The 21,489-nt window shown below is 52.4% G+C and carries 23 protein-coding genes and 1 tRNA gene; 10 read left to right on the top strand and 14 right to left on the bottom strand.

Annotated features, from left to right (window positions below):
• The first annotated feature begins 225 nt into the window (after positions 1 to 225).
• Positions 226 to 588: an RNA polymerase-binding protein DksA gene (gene dksA / locus SRBAKS_RS03645; protein ID WP_229596900.1), complete on the top strand. Its 363-nt coding sequence runs from the start codon at positions 226 to 228 to the stop codon at positions 586 to 588.
• A gap of 27 nt (positions 589 to 615) precedes the next feature.
• Positions 616 to 2,145: an NFACT RNA binding domain-containing protein gene (locus tag SRBAKS_RS03650; RefSeq protein WP_229593760.1), complete on the top strand. Its 1,530-nt coding sequence runs from the start codon at positions 616 to 618 to the stop codon at positions 2,143 to 2,145.
• An 89-nt stretch (positions 2,146 to 2,234) separates the two neighbouring features.
• Here the strand turns inward: SRBAKS_RS03650 and SRBAKS_RS03655 are convergent, their stop codons facing one another.
• From SRBAKS_RS03655 to SRBAKS_RS03675, 5 genes are all read right to left on the bottom strand, one after another.
• Positions 2,235 to 3,230 carry a VgrG-related protein gene (locus tag SRBAKS_RS03655; RefSeq protein ID WP_229593762.1) on the bottom strand — a complete coding sequence of 332 codons (996 nt, stop codon included), beginning with the start codon at positions 3,228 to 3,230 and terminating at the stop codon, positions 2,235 to 2,237.
• Positions 3,231 to 3,341: 111 nt separating this feature from the next.
• Complete coding sequence (gene mutY / locus SRBAKS_RS03660; protein ID WP_229593764.1) at positions 3,342 to 4,430, bottom strand: A/G-specific adenine glycosylase; 1,089 nt, start codon at positions 4,428 to 4,430, stop codon at positions 3,342 to 3,344.
• A 13-nt stretch (positions 4,431 to 4,443) separates the two neighbouring features.
• Complete coding sequence (gene gpmA / locus SRBAKS_RS03665) at positions 4,444 to 5,190, bottom strand: 2,3-diphosphoglycerate-dependent phosphoglycerate mutase (protein WP_229593766.1); 747 nt, start codon at positions 5,188 to 5,190, stop codon at positions 4,444 to 4,446.
• 79 nt (positions 5,191 to 5,269) lie between these two features.
• A complete protein-coding gene (locus SRBAKS_RS17830; protein ID WP_283816517.1) occupies positions 5,270 to 7,927 on the bottom strand; it encodes a tetratricopeptide repeat protein in 2,658 nt (885 codons plus the stop codon).
• A gap of 74 nt (positions 7,928 to 8,001) precedes the next feature.
• Positions 8,002 to 8,862 carry a glycosyltransferase family 2 protein gene (locus SRBAKS_RS03675; protein ID WP_229593768.1) on the bottom strand — a complete coding sequence of 287 codons (861 nt, stop codon included), beginning with the start codon at positions 8,860 to 8,862 and terminating at the stop codon, positions 8,002 to 8,004.
• A gap of 60 nt (positions 8,863 to 8,922) precedes the next feature.
• On the opposite strand from SRBAKS_RS03675, the gene SRBAKS_RS03680 reads away from it, so the two are divergent.
• Positions 8,923 to 10,032, top strand: a complete 1,110-nt coding sequence (locus SRBAKS_RS03680; RefSeq protein ID WP_229593770.1) for a glycosyltransferase family 4 protein — start codon at positions 8,923 to 8,925, stop codon at positions 10,030 to 10,032.
• Here SRBAKS_RS03680 and SRBAKS_RS03685 read toward each other — a convergent pair whose 3' ends face one another.
• The 5 genes from SRBAKS_RS03685 to SRBAKS_RS03705 all read right to left on the bottom strand — a co-directional run bounded on the left by SRBAKS_RS03685 (position 10,033) and on the right by SRBAKS_RS03705 (position 14,178).
• Positions 10,033 to 10,848: a lytic murein transglycosylase gene (locus SRBAKS_RS03685; protein WP_229593772.1), complete on the bottom strand. Its 816-nt coding sequence runs from the start codon at positions 10,846 to 10,848 to the stop codon at positions 10,033 to 10,035.
• Between the two features lie 115 nt (positions 10,849 to 10,963).
• Positions 10,964 to 11,170, bottom strand: a complete 207-nt coding sequence (locus tag SRBAKS_RS03690) for a dual CXXC motif small (seleno)protein (protein WP_229593774.1) — start codon at positions 11,168 to 11,170, stop codon at positions 10,964 to 10,966.
• 3 nt (positions 11,171 to 11,173) lie between these two features.
• Entirely contained in the window at positions 11,174 to 12,538 is a 1,365-nt protein-coding gene (locus tag SRBAKS_RS03695) for a TolC family protein (RefSeq protein ID WP_229593776.1), read from the bottom strand.
• A gap of 101 nt (positions 12,539 to 12,639) precedes the next feature.
• Positions 12,640 to 13,428: a MogA/MoaB family molybdenum cofactor biosynthesis protein gene (locus SRBAKS_RS03700; RefSeq protein WP_229593779.1), complete on the bottom strand. Its 789-nt coding sequence runs from the start codon at positions 13,426 to 13,428 to the stop codon at positions 12,640 to 12,642.
• A gap of 15 nt (positions 13,429 to 13,443) precedes the next feature.
• A complete protein-coding gene (locus tag SRBAKS_RS03705; protein ID WP_229593781.1) occupies positions 13,444 to 14,178 on the bottom strand; it encodes a DUF1614 domain-containing protein in 735 nt (244 codons plus the stop codon).
• Between the two features lie 135 nt (positions 14,179 to 14,313).
• On the opposite strand from SRBAKS_RS03705, the gene rfbA reads away from it, so the two are divergent.
• Positions 14,314 to 15,207, top strand: a complete 894-nt coding sequence (gene rfbA / locus SRBAKS_RS03710; RefSeq protein WP_229593783.1) for a glucose-1-phosphate thymidylyltransferase RfbA — start codon at positions 14,314 to 14,316, stop codon at positions 15,205 to 15,207.
• A 210-nt stretch (positions 15,208 to 15,417) separates the two neighbouring features.
• On the opposite strand, the gene SRBAKS_RS03715 is transcribed toward rfbA, so the two are convergent.
• Positions 15,418 to 15,561 (bottom strand): hypothetical protein, encoded by a 144-nt coding sequence (locus SRBAKS_RS03715; RefSeq protein ID WP_229593785.1) that lies wholly within the window; start codon positions 15,559 to 15,561, stop codon positions 15,418 to 15,420.
• Positions 15,562 to 15,760: 199 nt separating this feature from the next.
• Here SRBAKS_RS03715 and SRBAKS_RS03720 point away from each other — a divergent pair, with 199 nt between their 5' ends.
• Positions 15,761 to 16,357: a PilZ domain-containing protein gene (locus SRBAKS_RS03720; RefSeq protein WP_229593787.1), complete on the top strand. Its 597-nt coding sequence runs from the start codon at positions 15,761 to 15,763 to the stop codon at positions 16,355 to 16,357.
• Here the strand turns inward: SRBAKS_RS03720 and SRBAKS_RS03725 are convergent.
• Positions 16,354 to 16,725, bottom strand: a complete 372-nt coding sequence (locus tag SRBAKS_RS03725; RefSeq protein ID WP_229593789.1) for a hypothetical protein — start codon at positions 16,723 to 16,725, stop codon at positions 16,354 to 16,356. The genes SRBAKS_RS03720 and SRBAKS_RS03725 overlap by 4 nt on opposite strands.
• A gap of 165 nt (positions 16,726 to 16,890) precedes the next feature.
• Between SRBAKS_RS03725 and rdgC the strand changes: the two genes are divergently transcribed.
• From rdgC to SRBAKS_RS03750, 5 genes are all read left to right on the top strand, one after another.
• Complete coding sequence (gene rdgC / locus SRBAKS_RS03730) at positions 16,891 to 17,505, top strand: recombination-associated protein RdgC (RefSeq protein ID WP_229593791.1); 615 nt, start codon at positions 16,891 to 16,893, stop codon at positions 17,503 to 17,505.
• 9 nt (positions 17,506 to 17,514) lie between these two features.
• Positions 17,515 to 18,036 carry a hypothetical protein gene (locus SRBAKS_RS03735; protein WP_229593793.1) on the top strand — a complete coding sequence of 174 codons (522 nt, stop codon included), beginning with the start codon at positions 17,515 to 17,517 and terminating at the stop codon, positions 18,034 to 18,036.
• Positions 18,037 to 18,042: 6 nt separating this feature from the next.
• Positions 18,043 to 18,606, top strand: coding sequence for a GDSL-type esterase/lipase family protein (locus SRBAKS_RS03740; RefSeq protein ID WP_229593795.1), 564 nt, complete (start codon positions 18,043 to 18,045; stop codon positions 18,604 to 18,606).
• A complete protein-coding gene (locus SRBAKS_RS03745) occupies positions 18,606 to 20,288 on the top strand; it encodes a YcaO-like family protein (protein ID WP_229593797.1) in 1,683 nt (560 codons plus the stop codon). Before SRBAKS_RS03740 ends, SRBAKS_RS03745 begins: the two co-directional genes overlap by 1 nt.
• Before the next feature lie 50 nt (positions 20,289 to 20,338).
• Positions 20,339 to 20,425 (top strand) — tRNA-Leu (locus tag SRBAKS_RS03750).
• Between the two features lie 132 nt (positions 20,426 to 20,557).
• On the opposite strand, the gene SRBAKS_RS03755 is transcribed toward SRBAKS_RS03750, so the two are convergent.
• Positions 20,558 to 20,809, bottom strand: a complete 252-nt coding sequence (locus tag SRBAKS_RS03755) for an SHOCT domain-containing protein (protein ID WP_229593799.1) — start codon at positions 20,807 to 20,809, stop codon at positions 20,558 to 20,560.
• Positions 20,810 to 20,879: 70 nt separating this feature from the next.
• A complete protein-coding gene (locus SRBAKS_RS03760; RefSeq protein ID WP_229593801.1) occupies positions 20,880 to 21,320 on the bottom strand; it encodes a zinc resistance protein in 441 nt (146 codons plus the stop codon).
• Between the last annotated feature and the right edge of the window lie 169 nt (positions 21,321 to 21,489).

The following is a 21,489-nucleotide window of genomic DNA, read 5'->3' on the forward strand; positions in this document are numbered from 1 at the left end:
TGAAAAGCGAACAACTGTTTACCCAGAGGGCTCTGAGGTGTCAAGAGACTTTTTTCTTTTTTTTGGCTTTTCTGTCTGTCGAGAACTATTTGATTTTTTTCGACTAATGGAAAGACTTTACTTTTAGTCCCTTTTGAGTATACCAACGCGCTTTAATTCGTTAAAATTAGGATTAAGTTCCTAACTCCTCAACCGAAAGTACAAACTCATAGTAGGAGGTACATGATGGAATCAAAAGACCTTCAATACTTCAAGGAAACCTTGGACGGCTTGTTGAATGATATCCTCAAGAAGAGTGAGGAAACCATTGAAGACATGACGGAATCCGGCGTATCCTATGCGGATCCATCTGACCGAGCCACGGCCGAGTCCGATCGAGCCTTCACATTGCGTCTGCGTGATCGCGAACGCAAACTGATCAAGAAAATCCAAAAGGCCGTTGATCGCATCGAAGACGGAGAATTCGGCATCTGCCAGGAATGTGGTGATGATATTTCCATCCCCCGCCTGAAAGCCAGACCCATGACCACGCTTTGCATAAACTGCAAAAGCAAGCAGGAGGAAGACGAGGCAGTTCGCGGCGACTAGCCGTATGCTCGTCTTTACCAATTTGGCATGGAAGCCAATTTCTTTCGTTTCCTATGTGCTGAGCTGGGCAACATCCTGATCGGTCGGAGAATCGATAAGGTCTTTGGACCTGCCCCGGGAATCTGGGTTCTGAAAATCCAGAACACCGGCGAACAACTTTATCTGCTCTACAGACCCGCCAAATCGGCGGGTCTTTTGTTTACCTCCACCGTCAAACCGACCAATCCACAGACTGCATCAGCCATGACCATGTGGTTTCGCAAGCGCTTGAATGGACGACGTATTCTCGCCGCACATGTGGACTGGCCGACTCTGCGCCTGGCACTGAAGCTCACCCCCAGAGATGAGGACAAAGCTGGAAACTTTCTGGTCATCGACTGCCGCTCCGACATGCGTCTTGTCGATGAACTGGAGCCGGAATTCGGTGTGCAGCCGGAATGGCCCGCACTGGAAGACGCCATGGATGACCCCGATATCTGGCGTCAGTATCCGCATATTTCTCCCCCACTACGCAAAGCCCTGCAACGCCTCTCGGAAGCGGAAGCGCACTCCCTGTATTTTGCGGTGGCGACCGGTTCGGCCTGCACGTTTTATCTGCCCAAGATGAAAAACGGATGGGCACCTCCACAGGTCTGGTCATGCCATGAGATGGAAGAGACCTGTCCGTCAGCGCTGGAAGCGGCCAATATCCATGGAGAACGCACACTCTTCCCCCTCATGGAGATGGAAGAAGACAAACCGCAGAAAACCCTTCTCAAACGGGCCAGAAAGAAAATCAATCGCAACCTTGCCCGGTTGGATGAAGAAGAAGCCCGGCTCAAGTCTCTCCAGGCCGAACAGATCAAGGCGGAGGCATTGCAGGCGGAACTGTATCGTTTCAAGGACGCCAGAGAGCTTGAGAAAATAGAAGTCACCCACCCTGTCCATGGTCCCATGGTGGTCCCTCTCAACCCATTTCTCTCCCCCACAGAGAACATGGAAAAGTATTTCAAAATAGCAGCCAAGGCGCAACGGGGCTTTCCTCATATCAAACGCAGACGAAAAGAACTCCTCAGCCAGCTGAACCAACTGGAAGAGGGGACCTATGAAGTGCACCCGGCCATGGCGCAGTCTGCCGCGCCCACACAGGATGGCGCTCCGGCCCTTCCCAAACGCTACAGAGGGCTTGCGGTCTCCCTGTTCCGGTCAAGCGACGGGTTCACGATCATTCGCGGCAAGAACAAGAAAGCCAACCACGACATGTTGAGCAAGGCGTCCAGCCCGTTTGACTACTGGTTTCATGTGGATGACGGCCCCAGTTCACACGTTATCCTGAAGCGCGACCATCCCAATCAGACGGTCCCGGAAACCACCCTCATGGAGGCCGCAGCGCTGTGCGGCCTGAAAAGCTATCGCAAGGACGACGGCAGAGCAGACATAATGTACGCGCTGGTCAAGGACATCCGCAAGGTGAAGGGATTTGCCGTGGGACAAGTCGCTGTGGACAAGAAGCTGGGGACCTTACGGGTGGATCTGGATCCGTCACTGGAAGCAACGCTCTCCAAAGATGCTGCATGAGCTAGTGGAGCCACTGCGTTTCCTCTACAAAAACAAAGAGGCATGTCAGCCATGCCTCTTATTCCAAACCCAATCGCTCTCTCCCCAGATCAGACGATTCGGCTGAGATTTGTCGTACCAAGCATGTTCAACGCAAGCTCTTTTTCCGTGTCCATACGACTTGCGACAGCCCGCTGCACCCGTGCCGTGGATGAACTGAATTGCCCTTTTCTACTGTCGTACACGCCCTCAATAACCGAGGTGTTGAAATCGCCTTCCGACACGCTCTTTGCAAAACGATCGATTACACGTCCAACAATCTTAGCCGCGCCTGTCGGGCCGTGCTGGACCGAGGTGGACCAGAGCACTTCCTGTAACGCAGGCGGCGCATTGTTGAAATCAAGTCCGGTCTGCTGAAGAATCATGTTTCGAGCCGGTTCATATGTCTCCCCGGCAATAAAATCGTGCTGCATTTTCTCGAATTCGGCGGGATTCTCGGCAGCGAGGGCCTTCCATGCATTGGGCATGGCGCCTTGCGTAGACCCTGTGTTGCTTGCACCGGCAGAACGCAGACGTTCACCCCACTCAGGGGCCTTCTCATCGAGGAAGGTAAGGAATCGATCCATGGTACCGGGCTTGGAAGCAATCTGATACTTGCCATAGGACGTACCGCCAACGCGATCATACCCGACAGCCGCCACTCCTGCGTCACCGGATTCAAACTGCGCAGACAGATCTCCCGGCACATAAGGGGTGACCGCTGGAGACGCCTGTGCGGTCTCCTGTCCGCCAGATGCAGCCCTGCTACTCCGAGGGAAGCTCTGACGCTCCAGGCCGCCTTCAGTGCGCATAAGACGACTGATGGTGGCCAGCGCCTCGACCATACGGCTGTCATTGATCATGGATATGTCAAATGAATCAGAGGAACTCCCCTCCCCATATTCATCTGACCCTTCTCTGAAAAGTGATTGCGCCATGTTCATCTGAGCGTCAAACGCAGCCATCAACTGCTTGTTGCGCTCCGTATCCTGCGAAGAGTCAGTGGAACCGACTCCAGCTTGTACGGTTTTCAGAATGTCATTATCGCCAATGTTTCCAACAGACATGCAGTACTCCTGCGTCAAAGTTTTGGCCTCTGGAGAGGCCTCCGTACAGGAGGAAGCAAAGGGTGTGCCTATCGCGGCAACATGATATTTTTTCAGTAAAAAATCAGAGGATCAACTCAGGGTGTCAAAATACTCGGCACTTTTCATGTATTCCACCAGCCGTCTGTGGCCTGCGGGAAATGCATACTCTTCCAGGACCTCGGGGAGAACAAATCCGCCCTCCACAGCTTCATTGAACACCGGCTCCCTGTACGCCTGATCAAGCCGACACAGATAGCAATGCATGGTCACCCGGTACTTGGTGTACGTATAGGTGACAGTGGTAATCTTTTTTTCAGGCATGATGGAAAGTTCGACTTCTTCCATATATTCACGGGCCACAGCCTGTTGCGGCGTCTCGCCGGCTTCAATGCTCCCGCCCGGAAACTCCCATAGGCCGGGCCAGACATCATCGGGCTTGCGCTTCTGAATGAGAATTTTCCCATCGTGTACGAGAACGCCTGTGACCATGTTGATACGAATGGTTTTTTGGGGTGCCGGAAGAACGGGCCGCTGATGGACCGTATTCGCCATATACGCTTTGCAGTGCCCCTGAACGGGACACCGATCACACTTGGGTCGTTTGGAACAGATCAACGCTCCAAGCTCCATGATCGCCTGATTGAAATCTCCGGCCCTGTCAGGCGGAATCAGAGAACACACAACCTTTTCGACACGTCCTTTCCCGCTTTTGCCACGGACAGGCTCCTCCATATCAAGCACCCGGGAAAACACGCGCAGGACATTGGCGTCCACGGCTGGTTCAGGCAATCCATAGGCTATGCTCGAAATGGCTCCTGCAGTATATTCACCAACTCCGGGCAACGACTGAATAGTCTTGAATTCGGCAGGGAATACCCCACCATACTCCTGAATCACAGTTTCGGCTGCCTTGAGCATGTTTCGGGCACGGGAATAATACCCGAGTCCCTCCCACATCTTGAGCACATCCTCTTCTCGGGCGCGCGCCAAAGTGGAAATATCGGGAAACCGCTCCATCCATCGGGAATAATATCCGACGACGCGGTCCATCTGGGTCTGCTGAGCCATGATCTCGGAGACCCAGACAGCATATGGTTCGGGATTCTGACGCCAGGGCAGATCCCGACCATTGGCGTCATACCAGTCAAGCAAATCGTGAGTAAATGTAATTTCGTCCATGACGACTTCCGGGTTACCCCCCCTTGGCCTGGTTTGCAACAGCTTCAGCAGCCTTGGCCGCCGCTTCCTGATCGCCAAGATAGTAGTGGTCAATGGCGTTGAGGTCATCATCAAGCTCGTAAACCAGTGGAACTCCAGTGGGAATATTCAATGAAGTGATCGAGTCGTCATCCATTTTATCAAGGTACTTGACCAGCCCTCGCAAGGAATTTCCATGGGCGACAATCAGCACACGCTGCCCGCTCTGCACCTGGGGCGCGATTGTCTCGAACCAATAAGGCATGGTCCGATCAATGGTGATCTTTAGACTTTCAGCCCTCGGCAAATCCGTCTCTGAGAGCGTTGCATACCGCGGATCATTCCCCGGATACCGCTCGTCATCCATATCGAGTTCTGGCGGTGGCGTATCAAAACTGCGACGCCAGATGAAAACCTGCTCATCGCCATATTTCTGCGCGGTTTCAGCCTTGTTCAGCCCCTGAAGCGCACCATAATGACGTTCGTTGAGTCGCCAAGTGTTGCGCACCGGCAGCCACATGATATCCATCTCGTCCTGCACCAACCATAAGGTACGAATGGCCCGTTTCAACAGTGACGTGTGGGCGACATCAAAAGCAAACCCGCCATCCTTGAGAAGTTTGGCACCGGCTTTTGCTTCTTCGATACCCTGCTCGGTCAGATCCACATCCGTCCAACCGGTAAACCGGTTTGTCAGGTTCCATTCACTCTGCCCATGTCGGATCAATACAATTTTATGCACGAGACCTCCGTTCGAATCGGTTGTTCAGACTCGGAGCATACGCAAAGGAAAGACTTTTGGAAAGATGATGAGAAGAAAATCAGTATCGTTTCGGAGCGACCTGTCGTATCTCTTCATCCAATTGATCGAAGAGTTCTCGTTTTCGTTTGTCGAAAGAAAACGCACTTTTTACGGCGGAAAAAGCCACGGCAACAATGCTTATGATGATCACCAGCCCCTTGCAGATTTCCCAACGCTGACTTTCATCATTGATGAGATCAATAATGTAACTCCCCTGCACATCACGGGTAAAATAAATAAGCGAGGGCAATCCCACAAGCAGCAGCCCGAGGCCAATGAGTTCCAGCCAGATGAAATTGCGGCCCAACATAAGAATAAACAGGGTCGAATCCCGCACAATCCGCAAAGTGACAAGACGCCTTTGCAGGGAATCAATATGATCTTCAATTTCTTCGATAAAACGCAGTGATTTCCTGAAATTATCCGCTTCATTCAACCGCTGTGTCTTTATCCAGTTTATCTTCTCCACACAGAAGTTGAATTCCTTGTTGAACTCCAGCAACAACTTCGGAAACGGGAACCATGCGGCTTCCCTCTGCACCTGACGAACTCGATCCGAAAGATATTCCAGATTGGAATTGATACGCTTGATCCCGCGCTTGACCTCGTTATTCAGCGTTGCCTGGAACCTGTCACCCCCCCGAAGCAATTGATAATAGGCAACGAAATTACTGGTCGTGCCCAGTTGTCTCAGCCGATCGAGGTCTTCGTTTGCCGTCTCGAAATAACTATGATTCTCATCGAAGCGCTTGGTTATGTCCTCGGAAAGCTGATCGACCTTGACGCGCATGGCTTCAACGGCTTCTTCCGCCTGCGCCCAGTGCTCCCACAAGGCGTTCATGAGTTGCACCCGGCCCCGGTCAAGTTCCGGATCAATGAGAATCCGATTGAAAACATGCGGATCACGGCTGATGAGATTGGAAAAAAGATCCATGGCCTGACCGGAAAAGCCCATTTTCACCATGCAGACAGCCTGGCGATACACTGGTTCCTGCCACGATGCGTCCAAGGTATTCGCATGCTTGTAAGCGTTGATGGCATCCTTGAGGTTGCCTTCGATCTCCATCAAGCGGGCCTGAAGGTAGGCAAATATCGCCTGTTGAAGCGGGGTATAGCTCGTACGCTCTGCTTCCTGCCATTGGAAAAGAGCCTGATTGAAATCTTTCCTCTCCAGATAGTAGAATCCCCACAGCGAATGCGGCTGGTAACTTCTGGGATATTGCTGCTGCGCTTCCTTAATCAAGCCTTCAGCCTTTTCCAGGTTGCCACTCTCTATGGCTTTCAAGGCATCCCAAACATACTCCCCCTCTTCCGGGGCAAGCTGCTTCGCCGCATCGATCCACTCCTTGCTCCGACTCCTCCAGACAACTTTCATGGTCCTGAGTTGAGAGGGGGCATTGATCTCGAAAACAGCCTTGGTCATGACCGACTTGAGGTCGTTCTTGTCTTTCATCAATTCAAGAATGGCGCGGGAAAAATTATCGTCGTTCACATCCACGTCAATTTCCGCAAACCCATCCGAAAAATCATTGATGTTCGTCCCGGCGAGAGCGTTCCATATCTGCGGCTGGGGCATATCGAGCTTCTTTGTCGGACAATCCTTTGATTCATGGTTCTTCAAACCACAATAGAAGCACTCCTCGCCTTCCGCCTTCATAAGCGCATTGGGCAGAGCGACCTGCATTGTCCCATACCCAAAGCCCTCTTCGCCTTCCTTGAGGGCAAGGGTACACCAGGAATCCAGGGACATCTGATCCGTTCCATACCGGGCTTCATTCACACGAAACCACTCGGAAAGGAGAAAGCCATCCATAAAACGAACGTGGGGAAAATCAGGGGTCATCCTGTTCCAGTCCAGACCGACCTTTTTCGGCAGGTCAGTCGAAAACTGCAGGTTGTCCTGTGGAGCGGCAGCCATGACAATAGGCCAGTATTTCTTTTCCTCGTCTTCCTTGGACTGTTTGATCAGCGTCATTATTTCGGTGCAAAACGACAACAACAAACGGAAGTTATCCAGAGGGAAGAAAATGGCCCCTTCCTTGATATCCGAAATATATTTGAGCCCGAGTTTCTGTAACAGAAGCAGTATTTCGCCCGAAAAATCCCGCCACCCCAGAATGGCCTCCTTATCAGCCATCCGACCGAGCGGCTTGATAATGAAATACCATTTTCGCAGGGTCTCGTAGTCAAGCCCCTGATCAACGTTCAGGCGCAACCATTCCACGTTGGCAAGACCGTCGATACCCCCGATTTTCTCACTACTCAGGCCGGGAACCGACTGGATGTTCTCTTTCAACTTTGGATGAATGACAACTTCCAACTCATCAGGAGCGACCACATTCTGACGATCAAGTTCCACAGAAAGGGAAACGGAATATTCCAGATCATATCCCACAAGAAATGTGAGCGGCATGATCTGAAAGATGACCGACATGGGATTGAGCCTGCCCCAAACCTGAAGACGGGCCATGGCCCGGAAGACTTCAACGGTATTGCAGAACCACAAGGCCTGGTCTGTATCTTTGGCAACACATAACGCTCCATATTCCTGAAGCGTTTTCTCAACGGAATTATGAAGCGTCCCTTTCCAGGCCACCCATATACCATACCCCGAAGCAACCAGTTTCGACTGGCTGATCTCGGGGAGTCCATCTATGAGTTTGCCAATTGAAGGCACTCGTCAACCTCACATAGGTTCGAGTCATTATCAGGAAAAATCAGACAACTGCGCCACAGGCAGCCCGATTGCTTCTAACTCAATGTATTCAAGGGAACTTCTTTCCCTTCGCTCACCATGCAAAACAGGTTCCAAACCCGTTGCGCCTCATCACTTTTCCCTCTTTTTTCGCACCCTTGCATATAAATCTCAACCTTATTCTTCAACTCTGCCAGGGCCAGAGCAGACTGGGCTGCGTCAAGTTTCCGACTTTGCAGGATTTTTATCAATGCCCGTATACGATGCAGATCAGCGCACGGCACACATATAGACAATTGGTCCGGCCGCCCACCGTACTTGATAGTCAATTTCTCCCGCACCAATCCCACCGGATACTCCAGACATGCGCGCAACCACATATCATAATCCTCACAGGACGGCATGTTCTCATCAAAAGGACCTATGCTCTCCCATGCATTGCGCGTGAACATGGTACAGGACGGGCTGATGAGGCACATCTCCAGGGAGGCTTCAAAGAACCACCCTTCAGGTTTGGCATATTTGGCGGGTTGATTGACTCGTTTTCCGCCCCGGACCCATATCTCCTCGGTCTGACAGATCTGGTAGTCATGCTCACGCATATACTCCAGTTGTGTGGACAGTTTGTTCGGCATCCATTCGTCATCCGAATCAAGCAAGGCTATAACCTCGCCCTGACAGATACCGATACCCGTATTCCGGGCCCCGGAGACACCCTGGTTTTCCTGATGGATGTATCGAATACGAGGATCATCATATGCCCCCAAAACATCCGTGGTATTATCCGTGGATCCATCATCTATGATTATGCATTCCCATTTTTCATAGGTCTGGGCAAAAACCGCATCAAGCGCGGTTCCAATAAAATCAGCCCTGTTGTATGTGGGGAGTATGATGGATACGAGTCTGTTTTCCATGTGTGTAAGACCTTGCGTTCATCGCCTTGAACTGTCATGTTTGTCCAACAGGCGAAATATATGAAAATATTCCAAGTTATCAATGTCCGCTGGTTCAATGCGACTGCGTGGTACGCAATCACTTTGAGCCGTCTTCTAGCTGAGGCCGGCCACGAAGTCACGGTTTTGACCCAGGCTGGTACTGCGCCGGAAAAAGCTGCGCAGGAAGCAGGTCTCCGGACGGTTTCGGTCGATCTGAACACCACCAATCCGATCCGCTTCGCCAGTGCGACAAAGCATATCATACTACTCCTCAGGACGCACCGTCCTGACATTGTCAATTGTCACCGGGGTGAAGGGTTCTTTCTGTGGGGCGTACTCAAACTTTTCGGTTTCAACTTCCAACTCGTCAGGACTCGGGGAGACCAACGCCCGCCCCGTAGCGACGCCATCAACCGCTGGCTGCATGCCGGTGTAGCCGATGCCGTGGTAGTCACGAACCGCCGTATGGCAGACTATTTTCTGGAAAAAATGCGTACACCAGGCCATGGGCTCTGGCTCATTCACGGTGGCGTAGACACTGCCCGTTTCCATTTTGACCAGGCTGGCAGAAACCGGGTACGCAACGAATTCGGCTATGCTTCCGACGACATCGTTGTCGGTCTTCTTGGCCGTTTCGACCGTGTCAAAGGGCACGAGGAAACCATCAAGGCCGTGGCTTCCCTGCACAAAAAAGGCATGGAGAACATCCGTCTCTTTCTCATCGGCTTTGACACCGCTATGACCAGCTCGCAGATCGAAACGTTGATCGATGACGCCGGAATCAAGGACATCACCCGAATAAGCGGCAAACGCGACGATGTGAATGCGTGTATCAGCGCAGTTGATATCGGGGTGGTAGCCTCTCTATGGTCCGAGGCCATTGCCCGTTCAGCTCTGGAAATAATGGCCGTAGACCGCCCTCTGGTCTCCACCGACGTCGGCGTCATGCCCGACCTGGTCTGCCCGTCCGCAATGGTCGGCCCCGGAGATGTGAAAGCACTGGCAGACGCCATTGAGAGCATCGTCAACAGTGATGAACTGCGCAGCGAAATTCTGGAAGCTCAAAAACGGACCATGTCTCAACTGACCCTGGAGGAATTCCTCAAACGGTCACTGAATCTCTATCACAGTCTCATTGACGACAAGTAATCAGCCGCCAAACAATTCTTTTGTTTTCCTGATCTTGTCTGCCACGGAAAGAATGGTCATGGCATAGCTTTCCGAATGGTTGTAGCGATAGATGACCTTGAGCTGATCGGCTTCGGAGAGATCATTTTTCCACCCATGACTGGCCACGAAATTGGCCATGGAATGAAGCGCGTCCTGCGTATTGGACAGATCGACCTTGCCGTCCCCCGTACCATCCCTGCCATAATGTTCGGCACTGGTCGGCATGAATTGGCACTGCCCTATGGCTCCATAGATGGAGCTGGGAATGGAAAGCGGGTCCTTGTCAATGGCCAGTGCATACTTGATAAGCGCCTTGAGTTCCGCATATCCCCAGTCCCCCTTTTGCTCGGTTCGCCTGATCAACCACTTCCGCGTTTCGTCAGAAATATCCTTTCGCTTGATGGAGGACTCAATGAGCGAAAAATCCTTGGCCAGAGCCATGCTTGACAGAATGGTGAAGGCATTCTCCTCGCCGACATTCCTGCCAAGTCGGGTCTCAACCAGTAATATGGCCGTTAGCAACTCACCAGGAACACCGTATTTCTGTTCAATGACAACAAAATCGGCACGGTACTCCATATAAAACGAGTACGCTCCGGCAATGAGAATGGGGTTGAGATACCGACTGAGAACCTCAGGCTCGGCACTGGGACTCGACGTGGCCGCAGACAGCTTGGTATTGAGCAAAACGTCCATCTTTCGGGCCATCACTTCCGGGGAAAACGTCAAATCAGGATTGGAAAAAAGAGCGGTGACATAGTGCTCGTCCAAACCATCTTCGACCAGTCTGTTCACCAGAGGCTGCCATATCCAGGCATCGGCAGAAGCAGACCTTTCAGCTCCACATATAAAAAAGACGGCCAACGTGATGACGATGGCCGCGCTTTGTATACGACGAATTAGGGTACGATCAAATTCTATCCATGGGGACAAAACCCATTTCCTCCTCGAAGTCATCGTCCATATGGGACGCAAACTTCTTGAGATCATAGATGGCACCGCAAGAAGGACATCGTAGCGTGACCTCCTGACACCCTCGATGGGCAGTCAGATCAAGGCCACACTTCTCACATTCCATTCCCTGGGCTTGCCAGGAACGCTGTCGCTTGGAAAACATGCCCTACTTGGCCTCCTCCAAACCGAGGTTCTTCTCGCCCATGGCTACATAGAGAGCAGAAATGGCCGTTCCATAGTCAGCCAGGGCCAAGGAAAGCTGTGCTGCACTGGATGTCAGCCTTTCCTGCGCATTCAACACATCGGTGTTGGTTCCGACCTGTGCCTGATAGCGAGCCACGGCCATGCGGTATGCTTCTTCGGCAGCGGTCACAGACTTCTGGGCCACGGTGATACGATCAGCCGCTTCCTGAATATTCAAGAGAGAGCGCTTGACCTCGAACCCGGCATTGAGGCGGGTCTCTTCAAGTTGCGCCTCGACCTGCTTGACGGTCTCTTCGTACTTCTTGGCATCATAGTAATCCGCGCCCCACTGGAACATGGTCATGGATGCGTTTACACCGGCGCTCCAGTATTCAGAATATCTGTGCGAGTAATCGCCACCGCCGTCAATGCCCGGATCAGTACCGCGCTTGGTATAGCTCCAATCAGCATCAACCTGCGGATAAAAACTACTTTCCGCGATGGTGGCGTCCTTCTTGGCAATCTCCACGCTCTTGGCACCAATGACCAAATCAGGACGATTGACATACGCACGCGTCAGGCATTCGCGCAGACTCAAATTAAACGGAATATGTTCCAGTTTACCAACGTACTCCACATTGTTTTCCAACGGGATGTTCAACAACGTATTCAACTGCGCCTCTTGGGTAGAAACCGTGTTCTTGGCAGTGAGAAGCCCCTGCTGAGCAGTTGCAAGGTCAACCTCGGCATCCAGAACTTCGGCCTTGGGACGCAGTCCGACTTCATAAAAAGCGCTGATAACCTTGAGCTGAGACTCAAGTCGAGCGACAGAGTCCTCTGCACTCTTCACGTCCATGCGGGCCTTGAGCAGCGACATGAAGTTGGTCTGGACGCTTTCGATGAGATTGAGCTCAACGTTGGTCAGCGAAGCCATGGTAGACTCTTCGGTCAATTTTGCTTTCTGCCAGCTGGCGAGCAGATTGAATCCATGAAAAACCGGCTGCGTGACGTTCAAACTGGCCAACCAGTCATCATTTTTATGGCTCGTTGTCAGCTTACGATTATTATAAGTGTAACCATAAGAACCGCCCAATGCCGGACCGAAATCGCCCAGGGCTGCGCGGGCACCATGTCCGGCACCAGTCAGTTGGGCACGAATGGCCGTCATGCTGGGGTTGAGATCCAAAGCCCTTTGCACGCAACGGGCCAGATCAAACTGACCGGCAATGCCAGGCGAATCAGCTTCGCTATTCATGGCCGGATCAGCGTCCTGGGCATAGGCAAAACTTGACAAGACAAGCAACGCGACAAGGTTCAAGACTAACAATGTAAAGCGTTTACAGCTCATAGAAAATTCCTGATTAAGACATTCTAGGTTCAGTTGCACTAGCAACGATTAAGCATACTTTATATCAAGTCTAACAAAGAGTAGCAACCCCAAAAGACTACTTATTTGTGTAAAGACGCGCAGTCAGACGGATCCCCCTGCAGCTTCTCCATGGTGTGCCGAAGAGTCGGCAGCAATGGAGCGAGACACTCGGCAACAGCCTTTGGACTACCAGGCATATTCACGATGACGGCCTGTCCCAATGTACCGGCCACAGCGCGAGAAATAGCACCATGCGGCGTTTTTTCCAAACTGGCCGCAGTCATTGCCCGCTCGTACCCGGGGAGTCTTTTTTCAATGACGGCCAAGGTCGCCTCCGGCGTAATGTCACGTGGTGCGACACCGGTGCCGCCAGTTGTGAGGATGAGATCAAATCCCTGATTCAACGCCAGATCAACCATCAACCCTTTCAGTTGGGAAACTTCATCGGGAATGACGAACCCCTGCACATGATTCAACGGCAGTTTTTCACCGACCAGTTTTCCGACGAGCGGCCCGGATTCATCCTGACGTTTACCTGCGGCGCCCTTGTCGCTCAAGGTAATCCAGGCCACGGCCCAACCTTCCCGAAGCATGGCACACACGAACTCTCCTGCTTCGGCGTCCTGCTTTGCTTCCAGCAGCACCGATCGAGTAGAACGCGCCTCGCCACCACCAGGCAGCCATCCGATAGAACGGACTGCGAACTCGCATCCCTCCCCCTTCAAGGTCGTCCCCGCCCGCAAAGATGGAAGGAGGGACGATGTCGTCGCTCCCTTGCAGGGAAGATCTGGTCCATCCTGGTAAAGATACAGCCTCTCACCGGCTACAACCGGCGATGTCAGCGTGAGGGTCAGTGTGTCAGTCGTCATATCTTCTCCAATGGATTACGCAAGTAGAACAGACAGGATTCCAGCCACGAACACGCCTCCGAAGATGCCGGGGCCGCCAATGGAAACAACAGGAGCTCCAACAGCATTGCGGATGCGCTTAGTCATGAGGGGAATGATGTTACCACCCAGAATGGCTCCCATGGTGCCAGCCACATACGCCGCCACTGGCCGGACTGGTTCGGGCACGAAAAAATAAACACAAAGAAAAGTGATGATGGCAGGCATGACCAATGGAATGCGCAGCCCGGTGAACGGATCTGCCTTGGCCGTGGCATAACACCCCCCGGCCACCATGATCAGGACAAAACCAATCCAGAGGTAGACCCCTTCTGTCTGGTAAACCATGTGCTGACGGATCAGAAAGGTGATGCTCAACAGCAATGGTAACACGAATCCGCCAACATTGACGGCAAAGACCTGCTTCTTCAGTTCATTGGCAGGCTCCTCTTCGATCTGCACGGGGCGCCCTGCTTCATCCATGGTGTACTGCACTTTACGGGGACGGGGGATGACCACCAGCCGTTCACTGGTATGGAATGGGATGTTTACCATCCTGCCCACCAAAATGGCTATGAGCATCAATACCCCCTGAGCCGAGGTCAACCCCAGCTTGGAAAAAGCCTCGGCAACCATGGACACCGGAAGAAATATGAACAGAAAAAAGAGCGCGATCAAGAGCAGCAGGGCCGGCAAAAGACCGGCTGAAAATTGAAAGTAGGGATTTGTCATATTCACCTGTATTTCCGGCTCATCAAATGCCGGTTGCTTTTTCTTTTATCACAGTCTTATACTGCGTCAAAACCATGCAGTTGGGATGTATCCTAACTTGAAATCGAAGTAAATCACAGTACCCATGAGGCTCCCATGAAAGGCATAATACTCGCGGGTGGTTCCGGAACACGGCTCCACCCTTTGACCCGAGTGGTCAGCAAGCAGCTCCTGCCCGTGTACGACAAACCCATGATCTACTATCCGCTGTCAACACTCATGCTGGCTGGCATCCGCGATATCCTTATCATTTCCACTCCGCACGACCTGCCCAATTTCAAAAAACTCCTCGGCGATGGCTCCCAGCTCGGTCTGAATCTGACCTACCGGGAACAACCCGAACCCGAAGGGCTGGCACAGGCCTTCATCATCGGCGAAGATTTCATCGGTGACGACAATGTCTGCCTGGTCCTTGGCGACAACATCTACTACGGCCACAGCCTCGGTTCAATCCTCAAGCAGGCAGGGTCTCTCGAAAAAGGCGGCATCGTCTTCGCGTATCTGGTCAAAGACCCTGAACGCTACGGCGTTGTCGAGTTCGATGAAAACTACCGCGCGCTTTCCATTGAGGAAAAACCGGCAAAACCCAAGTCAAAATATGCCGTTACCGGACTGTATTTCTATGACAACGATGTCATAGAAATGGCTAAAAGTCTCAAACCATCCACCCGGGGAGAACTGGAGATCACCGACATCAACAAACTCTACCTCGAACGCGGTGACCTGGAAGTCCAGACACTGGGTCGCGGATACGCATGGCTCGACATGGGTACACATGAATCCCTGCACGGTGCGTCGAGCTTTGTCCAGGCTGTGCAAGATCGACAGGGGTATGTCATATCCAGTCCCGAAGAAATTGCCTATCGCATGGGCTTTATCGATCGAAAACAGCTCAAGAAGCTGGCCTGTGAAATGATCAACAATAATTACGGTCAGTACCTCCTTGAGGTCGTCCTTGAAGACCCTGAAGGCTCCTGCGCGACACTGTAATACCAGCGACGCCGCCCAGCCATTCACGCAAAAGCGGATGGAACACAAAGTTCCATCCGCTTTTGCGTTTCCAGGTACGCAGCAAAAACGAACCGGCCAATGCCAACAAAGAAAAGCCAAACGCCTACGCAAAGAAAAAACCGCTCCCCTGATCAAGGGAAACGGTTCAACTTCACGTTAACAAGCGTGACAGCCGTCACGTCAGATGTCTTAGTGATGATCCTCGCTCATGGCTTCTTTCACACGGATAACTCCGATGGTCAGAATCCAGGCAAGGTAAATGAAAATCAGAGAAACACCGACAAAGCCGGGGCCCGAGCTATGAGACATTCCAGAAAGCAGTTCACCAATCATACTATCCTCCTCCATCAACCCATTTTTTTTGCGTAAAAAGATGTATCTTCTTGCCTTGCAAAATGGATTATTGTCAACCCCAATCATGAAATATCACAGGATGTTTGCCCCTACATACGCTACACGTCTTGTCAGAATCCAATCTTTTCCTTAGTATTGGCACTGGTTTTTAACGGAAAACAGTGAACAATGGTGAAACATGGGACTCCTGGACTCAATCATACAGCTTTTTGCCAAATCCAAGCCTGCAGCCAATACCAAGGCTGGCAAAAAGGGAACAGCCAAAAAAGCCAGACAGAAAGACCTGTATATCGACAAGGAAGTCTGTCTGGAGGACAAAGCCACCTGCCGCAAAAATGCCAAGAAGGTCAAAGCCGATCCAATTGATGAGGCAGCTCTGGGATTCAGCATTTCCCTCAAGGGCGATGATGCTCAAACAAAAAAACGCTCCAGCATCAGAATTTCGGTCAAGGGGCTGGAGGTGTTTGTCCACAGACTCAAGAAGAGCTACCCTGTCACCAATATCAGTGCCTCAGGCCTTGGGTTCAAATTCGAGAAACCGCGTATAAAAAGCGGTGTAAAAATCAAGCTGGACATCGTTTTGGACGGCAAAAAGGAGGCTGTCGACGTTCCCTGCAAAGTTCACCGCCATGAAAAAGGAAATGTGGGCTGCCGTTTTCTCGAACTGCAACGCGCGCAGGAGGACGCCGTCTGCAAGCTTGTGCTTCTGGGCCAGAAACAGCAGGCCGCCAGAAGAGCGGCCCAAAAAGACAAAGACCTCAAACCGCAGAGCTAATTTTTTTTCTTCAACTCCTCAATGAATGCTTCCAGATCATTGGGCTCCCCTTGAACATGATCTTCGGGATAGAGCAAGGCGCTCATGAAAAAGACGCTCCCGATACGCAGGGCAGTGCTCGCGCTCATTGAAAACTGCTCCAGCTTCTGGGTGATTTCGTCGCCCAAACTCCCTTCGATCTTATCTGTCAGCTTCCAGGCCTTTTCGCCAAGGGCTGCCAGAATTTCGGCTTTTTCTTCCATCTTTATTTGAAATGCGACCTGCCCTTCGGTCTCCACGACAACCTCGGCCTCGGCCTCTATTCGCTTGACTTCTGCGCTTGTTTTTCCAAGAAATTCTATGAGTTCAAGCAATGTTTCATGTGCCATGACATTCTCCTATTTGATGGAATGTACCGCGTGTTGCCCATGAAAACAAGCAACCTGTTGCACTCTTGAGCACTCATGCATAAAGTAAATCGCTGGACAAGAAGTCCGTTAGATTTTACCTCAGTGTCCTGTCCGATTAATCGTCAATTCCTTTAGGAGCTACAGTTGAGTATTCTCTCCGCCAGCCTTGGGCTGACACGCTATCGCATAATTGAAGAAGTCCCCAAGGAACTGCTGCAACAGGTACCTGAAAAGTTGCATAAATTTTGTATGGTCGACATCGACGCCACCGCCGAGGAGCGCTCCTTCGGCTGGACCAACTTCGATGACATGCTGGATATGAACTGGACCCAGTCACCGCCCGAAAAAGGTGAGTTCTTCGCCTTCAAGCTCAGGCTCGACACCCGGCGCATTGCCCCGGCCGTGCTCAAGAAGCACTACACAGTCGCCCTGAACAAAGAGCTCGCTCAGAACAAGGAACAAGGCAAGGAATACGTGTCCCGCGATCGCAAACGCGAACTCAAGGAACAAGTGACCCTCAGGCTCCGCGCCCGTTCCCTGCCCATTCCCGCCGTATTCGACGTGATCTGGAACCCGTCAGAAAATCGTGTGTATCTGGACACGACCAATGCCAAGGTGCGCGCCCTGTTCGAAGACCACTTCGCCCTGACCTTCGACCTGCACCTGGAACCGCTGACTCCCTTCTTCATGGCCATGGATGTCCTTGGCGAAGAAGCTGCCCCCAGACTCGAAAACCTTGATCCCACCATCTTCGTGTAAGGAGCAGTCATGGATCTTTCACTCGTAGAACGCGAAAACACCATCCTTGGCCAGGATTTCCTCACATGGCTCTGGTACAAGACCGATAATGAGAACATTCTCTTTCAATTGAAAGACAAGCGCACTTTCACCCTGCACATGGAACAGAAACTCTCTGTTCAGGGAGGAGAAGGCGAAACCAAGTCCACGGCCACGGTGTCCAGTCCTGCCGGGGAATTGTCCGAGGCCAAGACAGGGCTTTCCCATGGAAAGAAAGTCCACAAGGCGCAACTGCTTTTCTCCATGGATCAGGACGACTGGCTTATCACGCTCAGCGCCGCTGACTTCAGCCTGTCAGGTCTCAAGACGCCGAAGATCAACACCAAGGATGACGAAGGCGACGACCCGGACGCCAAGTTTCTGGAGAAGATTTTTCTCATCGAACGCTGCCTGGAGATGCTCGACATCGTGTTCGGCCACTTCCTCGAACTCCGCATGAGCAAAGCCTGGGCCGAGGAATCCGCCAGCGTCAAACTCTGGATCAACGGATAGGTAAACATGGCTGCCGTACGCATCGCCTGTTTCGGAGACAGCCTCACGGAGGGATACGGACTTTCATCCGACGAAGCCCTGCCTGCGGTACTTGAACAGATGTTGCGCGATGACGGCGAGGATGCCAGGTGCCTCAACTTTGGCTGTTCGGGAGACACCTTTGCTGAAGGCCTGGCCCGTATTCAAACGGTTGTCGAGGCACACCCTGACGCGGTGATTCTGGAGTTCGGCACCAATGATTTCTTCACTGAAGAAAAAGTGGACCGGATCATGGAGGAGTTCGACCAGATGGTGAAAATCCTGCTGGCCAAAAACCTGCCCATCCTGCTGGTGGGCACGGCGGCCGTCCCGGAAATACCGAAGCAGTACAAGGCCAGGTTTGATCCGATATTCCGGCAAATCGCCGACAGATACGCCCTGCCGCTTTTCCCGAACATACTGGGTTGTTATATGGACGATCCGTCCCTGACACTGCTTGACGGACTGCACCCCAATGAACAGGGCGTTCGGACTGTTGCATCCGCCCTGCTCCCCCAGGTCAAAGACCTGATCAACGCTTTGAGGACATAATGCGCTACAAATTACAGATGATGGATACAGACTTCGGTGTCGGCATGTTCGCCGCTCTGCCGGACGTGAACCTGAGCTTCAACGAGATGATCGACCATCTCCGCAAGCACCCCTATGACGACTATATGCACGAATTCGTCCTTCAGGGATTCAAGGATTTTCGCACCCGCAAACTCCAGAAGCTCATCAAGGAAGTCATGAAGGACAAGGGCACATCCGACCCGGTTCTTACAGCCGTCATGTATGAAGCATGCATCTGCCACAAGCGCCAGAATCAGCTCCTGCACCTGTTCGACGGGCTCGATCCCATGACGCTGGTGGACTCCACTCCGACCATCCATATCCGTTCCCACAACATGGAGGACCAACCCGCGCATACCAAATGGATCGACCTGTTCGGCAAGAATATCTTCACTCTCGCCCCCCTTCCCCCACCTGAAGAAGGACCGGAGCCGATTTTCAGCGACACGGATTTGGCAATATCGGAACCGATCACTGCCGCCCACGCACTGGAGGCGCTCAAGGGACAGCTTCCTCCGCCGCTGCCACGCCGCCCGCTCAAAGAGACCACGGACTATGCACTTGATGTGTTGAACAAGGCCGACGCTTTTCTCGGGCCTGCCATGGAGCATAAGGCCTCTCTTTCGCCCATTGCCCGCCTGCGCCACTGGATGGTCAAAATCAGATGCAAGAACGGTTCTTTCAACAATGCGCTTGAAGGCATCCAGACATGTTATGGCCGGGGTCTGATCAAGGAGCGCGCCGATGCATCCTATTCCATGGAAATGGCTGAACGGTTCTCGTCCTATGCCAACGTGGGCACCAAGGGCATTCTCAAATACACACGGGAATACCCACTGATTTTCGCAGCATACGACGAGTTGGAACAAGCCGCAGTGAACCCCGCCGACATCCGACTCGAAGTCCCTTACGCAGGCCAGAAACTGCACTGGATGGAAGCACACACTCCGGACGGCAACGGCGGCATCAAGCCGATTCTCATGCCTGTCCAATTCGTCTTTCTCTTCTGCAATCTGGATGAACAATCCCTGTTCAGCGCACTCGGTTCCACCGGCCTCGCCTCCGGCAACACGCTGGCCGAAGCCAAGGTCGCGGCCCTCACTGAGGTCATCGAGAGAGACTCCGACGCCACCACGCTGTTCGATCCCGAGCGCTGCTTCAAAATCGAAACAGATGATCCCGAGATCAGCAAGCTGCTGGCCGGATACAAGGAAGACGGCATTGACGTCTGGTTCATGGACGTCACCACCGAGCTGGGCATCCCCTGCTACAAGTCCGTGGTGCTCGGCAAACATGGAGACGTAAACAAAGGCGGCGGTTGCGATCTGAGCGGCTCCTCGGCACTGGTCTCGGCCATGACGGAAACCGCCTACCCCTACCCCGGCCCCAAGAGCGGCCCGGCACCGGAAGGACTCCCCACCTGCAAACTCGAAGACCTGCCCGATTACTCGACCGGCAGCGCGGAAGGCGATCTGATGGTGCTGGAAAAAACGCTGATGGATAACGGGTACACGCCCAATTATGTTGACCTGACTCGCAAAGACCTGAACATCCCGGTAACTCGGGCAATAGTCCCCGGACTGGAGCTGATCTCCGATTTCGACCAATACTCCCGCGTCAGCCCTCGCCTCTTCAAAAACTATCTGGAGATGTTCAAGTAGCCAAAACAATTGACTCCTCGCCAAATTGCAGGATATTGAAAGCACCTCAAGCCTGGGTGGTGGAATTGGTAGACACCAGGGACTTAAAATCCCTTGGTCGCAAGGCCGTGCGGGTTCAAATCCCGCCCCAGGTACCAAGCATTAAAAGCAGTTAGGCCGGACTTCCGGCCTAACTGCTTTTTAGTTGGTCTAACCAGACCAGTTTGCAATCTGCTTGGGGTTCCTTCAGGTATGAAAAACCACCTTGCTGACTTCAGCCCGGAAACCGATTATGAGCGGAGAATTTCACGCATTCTGCTGAATTCCTCGGTAGTGATCTCACCGTTCGCATACTTGCGCTTCAGGATTTCGAGGGAATCTTCTCTGTCGCGCGTGCCATCTGGGCGGGAGAGTCTCTGGATAAGCTTGTAGGCCAGAAAAATCAGCAACCCGAAGATAAACAGATTGAAAAGAAAGCCGAATCCGCCCATGCCGCCTCCCGGGCCGAAGCCGGTCATGAATCCCCAATTGCAATTGAACATGGAGCCTCCAAGTGTGACAAAATTGCGGGAGAGAGAAAACTCCCTCCCGCGAATTCATTGCGTGGACCGTTTACCTGACCGGACAATTGTAGCCGTTACCGTAACCAGAGCCCATCATGCCGCCGCGCATCATTCCGGGTCCCATGCCTCGCCCCATACCGCGACCCATGCCGCGCCCCATGAAGCCTTGAGCCTTCAGCCCCAGAGCCTCTGCCTTGTCATTGATTGCGGCTTTGTTCTTGTCGATGTTTTCAGTCAAAGCGCGTACCCGCTTGGCATCCGGATTCTGACCGGCCATGATAGCCGCGACTTCTGCCCTGTCGGCGTTGACAGTGGCACGCAGGTCAGCGGTTGAATCCAGGAATTCCTGGTAAGCCTTATCATCAACCTGGCTTGAGTATCCCCTGACGCAACCGTTACCATTCCAGCCGTGCATTCCCCAAGCCATTGCGTTGGTGGAAACAAAAGCGAGAGCCGCAACTACTGCAAGAGCCATAAAAATCTTCTTCATGATGAAAACCTCCTGATGGTTTCTTTCGTGTTTGTACCCAGTATAAGGCAAGGGGCGTGCCAAAAAGAATTTCTGGCAATTAACACGTTGATATTAAAGTTTATTTTTAAATAATTGCCTAATCCTCCTTCTTTTGACACTTGCCAACACGGGGCTAAGTGGTTAATTT

This window comes from Pseudodesulfovibrio sediminis (genome assembly GCF_020886695.1).
GTDB classification, from domain to species: Bacteria; Desulfobacterota; Desulfovibrionia; order Desulfovibrionales; family Desulfovibrionaceae; genus Pseudodesulfovibrio; species Pseudodesulfovibrio sediminis.

Bases quoted from the DNA above. Each gene is read 5' to 3' on its own strand.
- SRBAKS_RS03755 (WP_229593799.1), bottom strand. From the start codon at position 20,809: ATGTTCAATTGCAATTGGGGATTCATGACCGGCTTCGGCCCGGGAGGC.
- dksA (WP_229596900.1), top strand. From the start codon at position 226: ATGGAATCAAAAGACCTTCAATACTTCAAGGAAACCTTGGACGGCTTG.
- rfbA (WP_229593783.1), top strand. From the start codon at position 14,314: ATGAAAGGCATAATACTCGCGGGTGGTTCCGGAACACGGCTCCACCCT.
- SRBAKS_RS03705 (WP_229593781.1), bottom strand. From the start codon at position 14,178: ATGACAAATCCCTACTTTCAATTTTCAGCCGGTCTTTTGCCGGCCCTG.
- SRBAKS_RS03700 (WP_229593779.1), bottom strand. From the start codon at position 13,428: ATGACGACTGACACACTGACCCTCACGCTGACATCGCCGGTTGTAGCC.
- SRBAKS_RS03745 (WP_229593797.1), top strand. From the start codon at position 18,606: ATGCGCTACAAATTACAGATGATGGATACAGACTTCGGTGTCGGCATG.
- SRBAKS_RS03680 (WP_229593770.1), top strand. From the start codon at position 8,923: ATGAAAATATTCCAAGTTATCAATGTCCGCTGGTTCAATGCGACTGCG.
- SRBAKS_RS03760 (WP_229593801.1), bottom strand. From the start codon at position 21,320: ATGAAGAAGATTTTTATGGCTCTTGCAGTAGTTGCGGCTCTCGCTTTT.
- SRBAKS_RS03720 (WP_229593787.1), top strand. From the start codon at position 15,761: ATGGGACTCCTGGACTCAATCATACAGCTTTTTGCCAAATCCAAGCCT.
- SRBAKS_RS03725 (WP_229593789.1), bottom strand. From the start codon at position 16,725: ATGGCACATGAAACATTGCTTGAACTCATAGAATTTCTTGGAAAAACA.
- SRBAKS_RS03715 (WP_229593785.1), bottom strand. From the start codon at position 15,561: ATGATTGGTGAACTGCTTTCTGGAATGTCTCATAGCTCGGGCCCCGGC.
- SRBAKS_RS03740 (WP_229593795.1), top strand. From the start codon at position 18,043: ATGGCTGCCGTACGCATCGCCTGTTTCGGAGACAGCCTCACGGAGGGA.
- SRBAKS_RS03695 (WP_229593776.1), bottom strand. From the start codon at position 12,538: ATGAGCTGTAAACGCTTTACATTGTTAGTCTTGAACCTTGTCGCGTTG.
- SRBAKS_RS03690 (WP_229593774.1), bottom strand. From the start codon at position 11,170: ATGTTTTCCAAGCGACAGCGTTCCTGGCAAGCCCAGGGAATGGAATGT.
- SRBAKS_RS03650 (WP_229593760.1), top strand. From the start codon at position 616: ATGGAAGCCAATTTCTTTCGTTTCCTATGTGCTGAGCTGGGCAACATC.
- SRBAKS_RS03735 (WP_229593793.1), top strand. From the start codon at position 17,515: ATGGATCTTTCACTCGTAGAACGCGAAAACACCATCCTTGGCCAGGAT.
- SRBAKS_RS03655 (WP_229593762.1), bottom strand. From the start codon at position 3,230: ATGTCTGTTGGAAACATTGGCGATAATGACATTCTGAAAACCGTACAA.
- mutY (WP_229593764.1), bottom strand. From the start codon at position 4,430: ATGGACGAAATTACATTTACTCACGATTTGCTTGACTGGTATGACGCC.
- SRBAKS_RS03675 (WP_229593768.1), bottom strand. From the start codon at position 8,862: ATGGAAAACAGACTCGTATCCATCATACTCCCCACATACAACAGGGCT.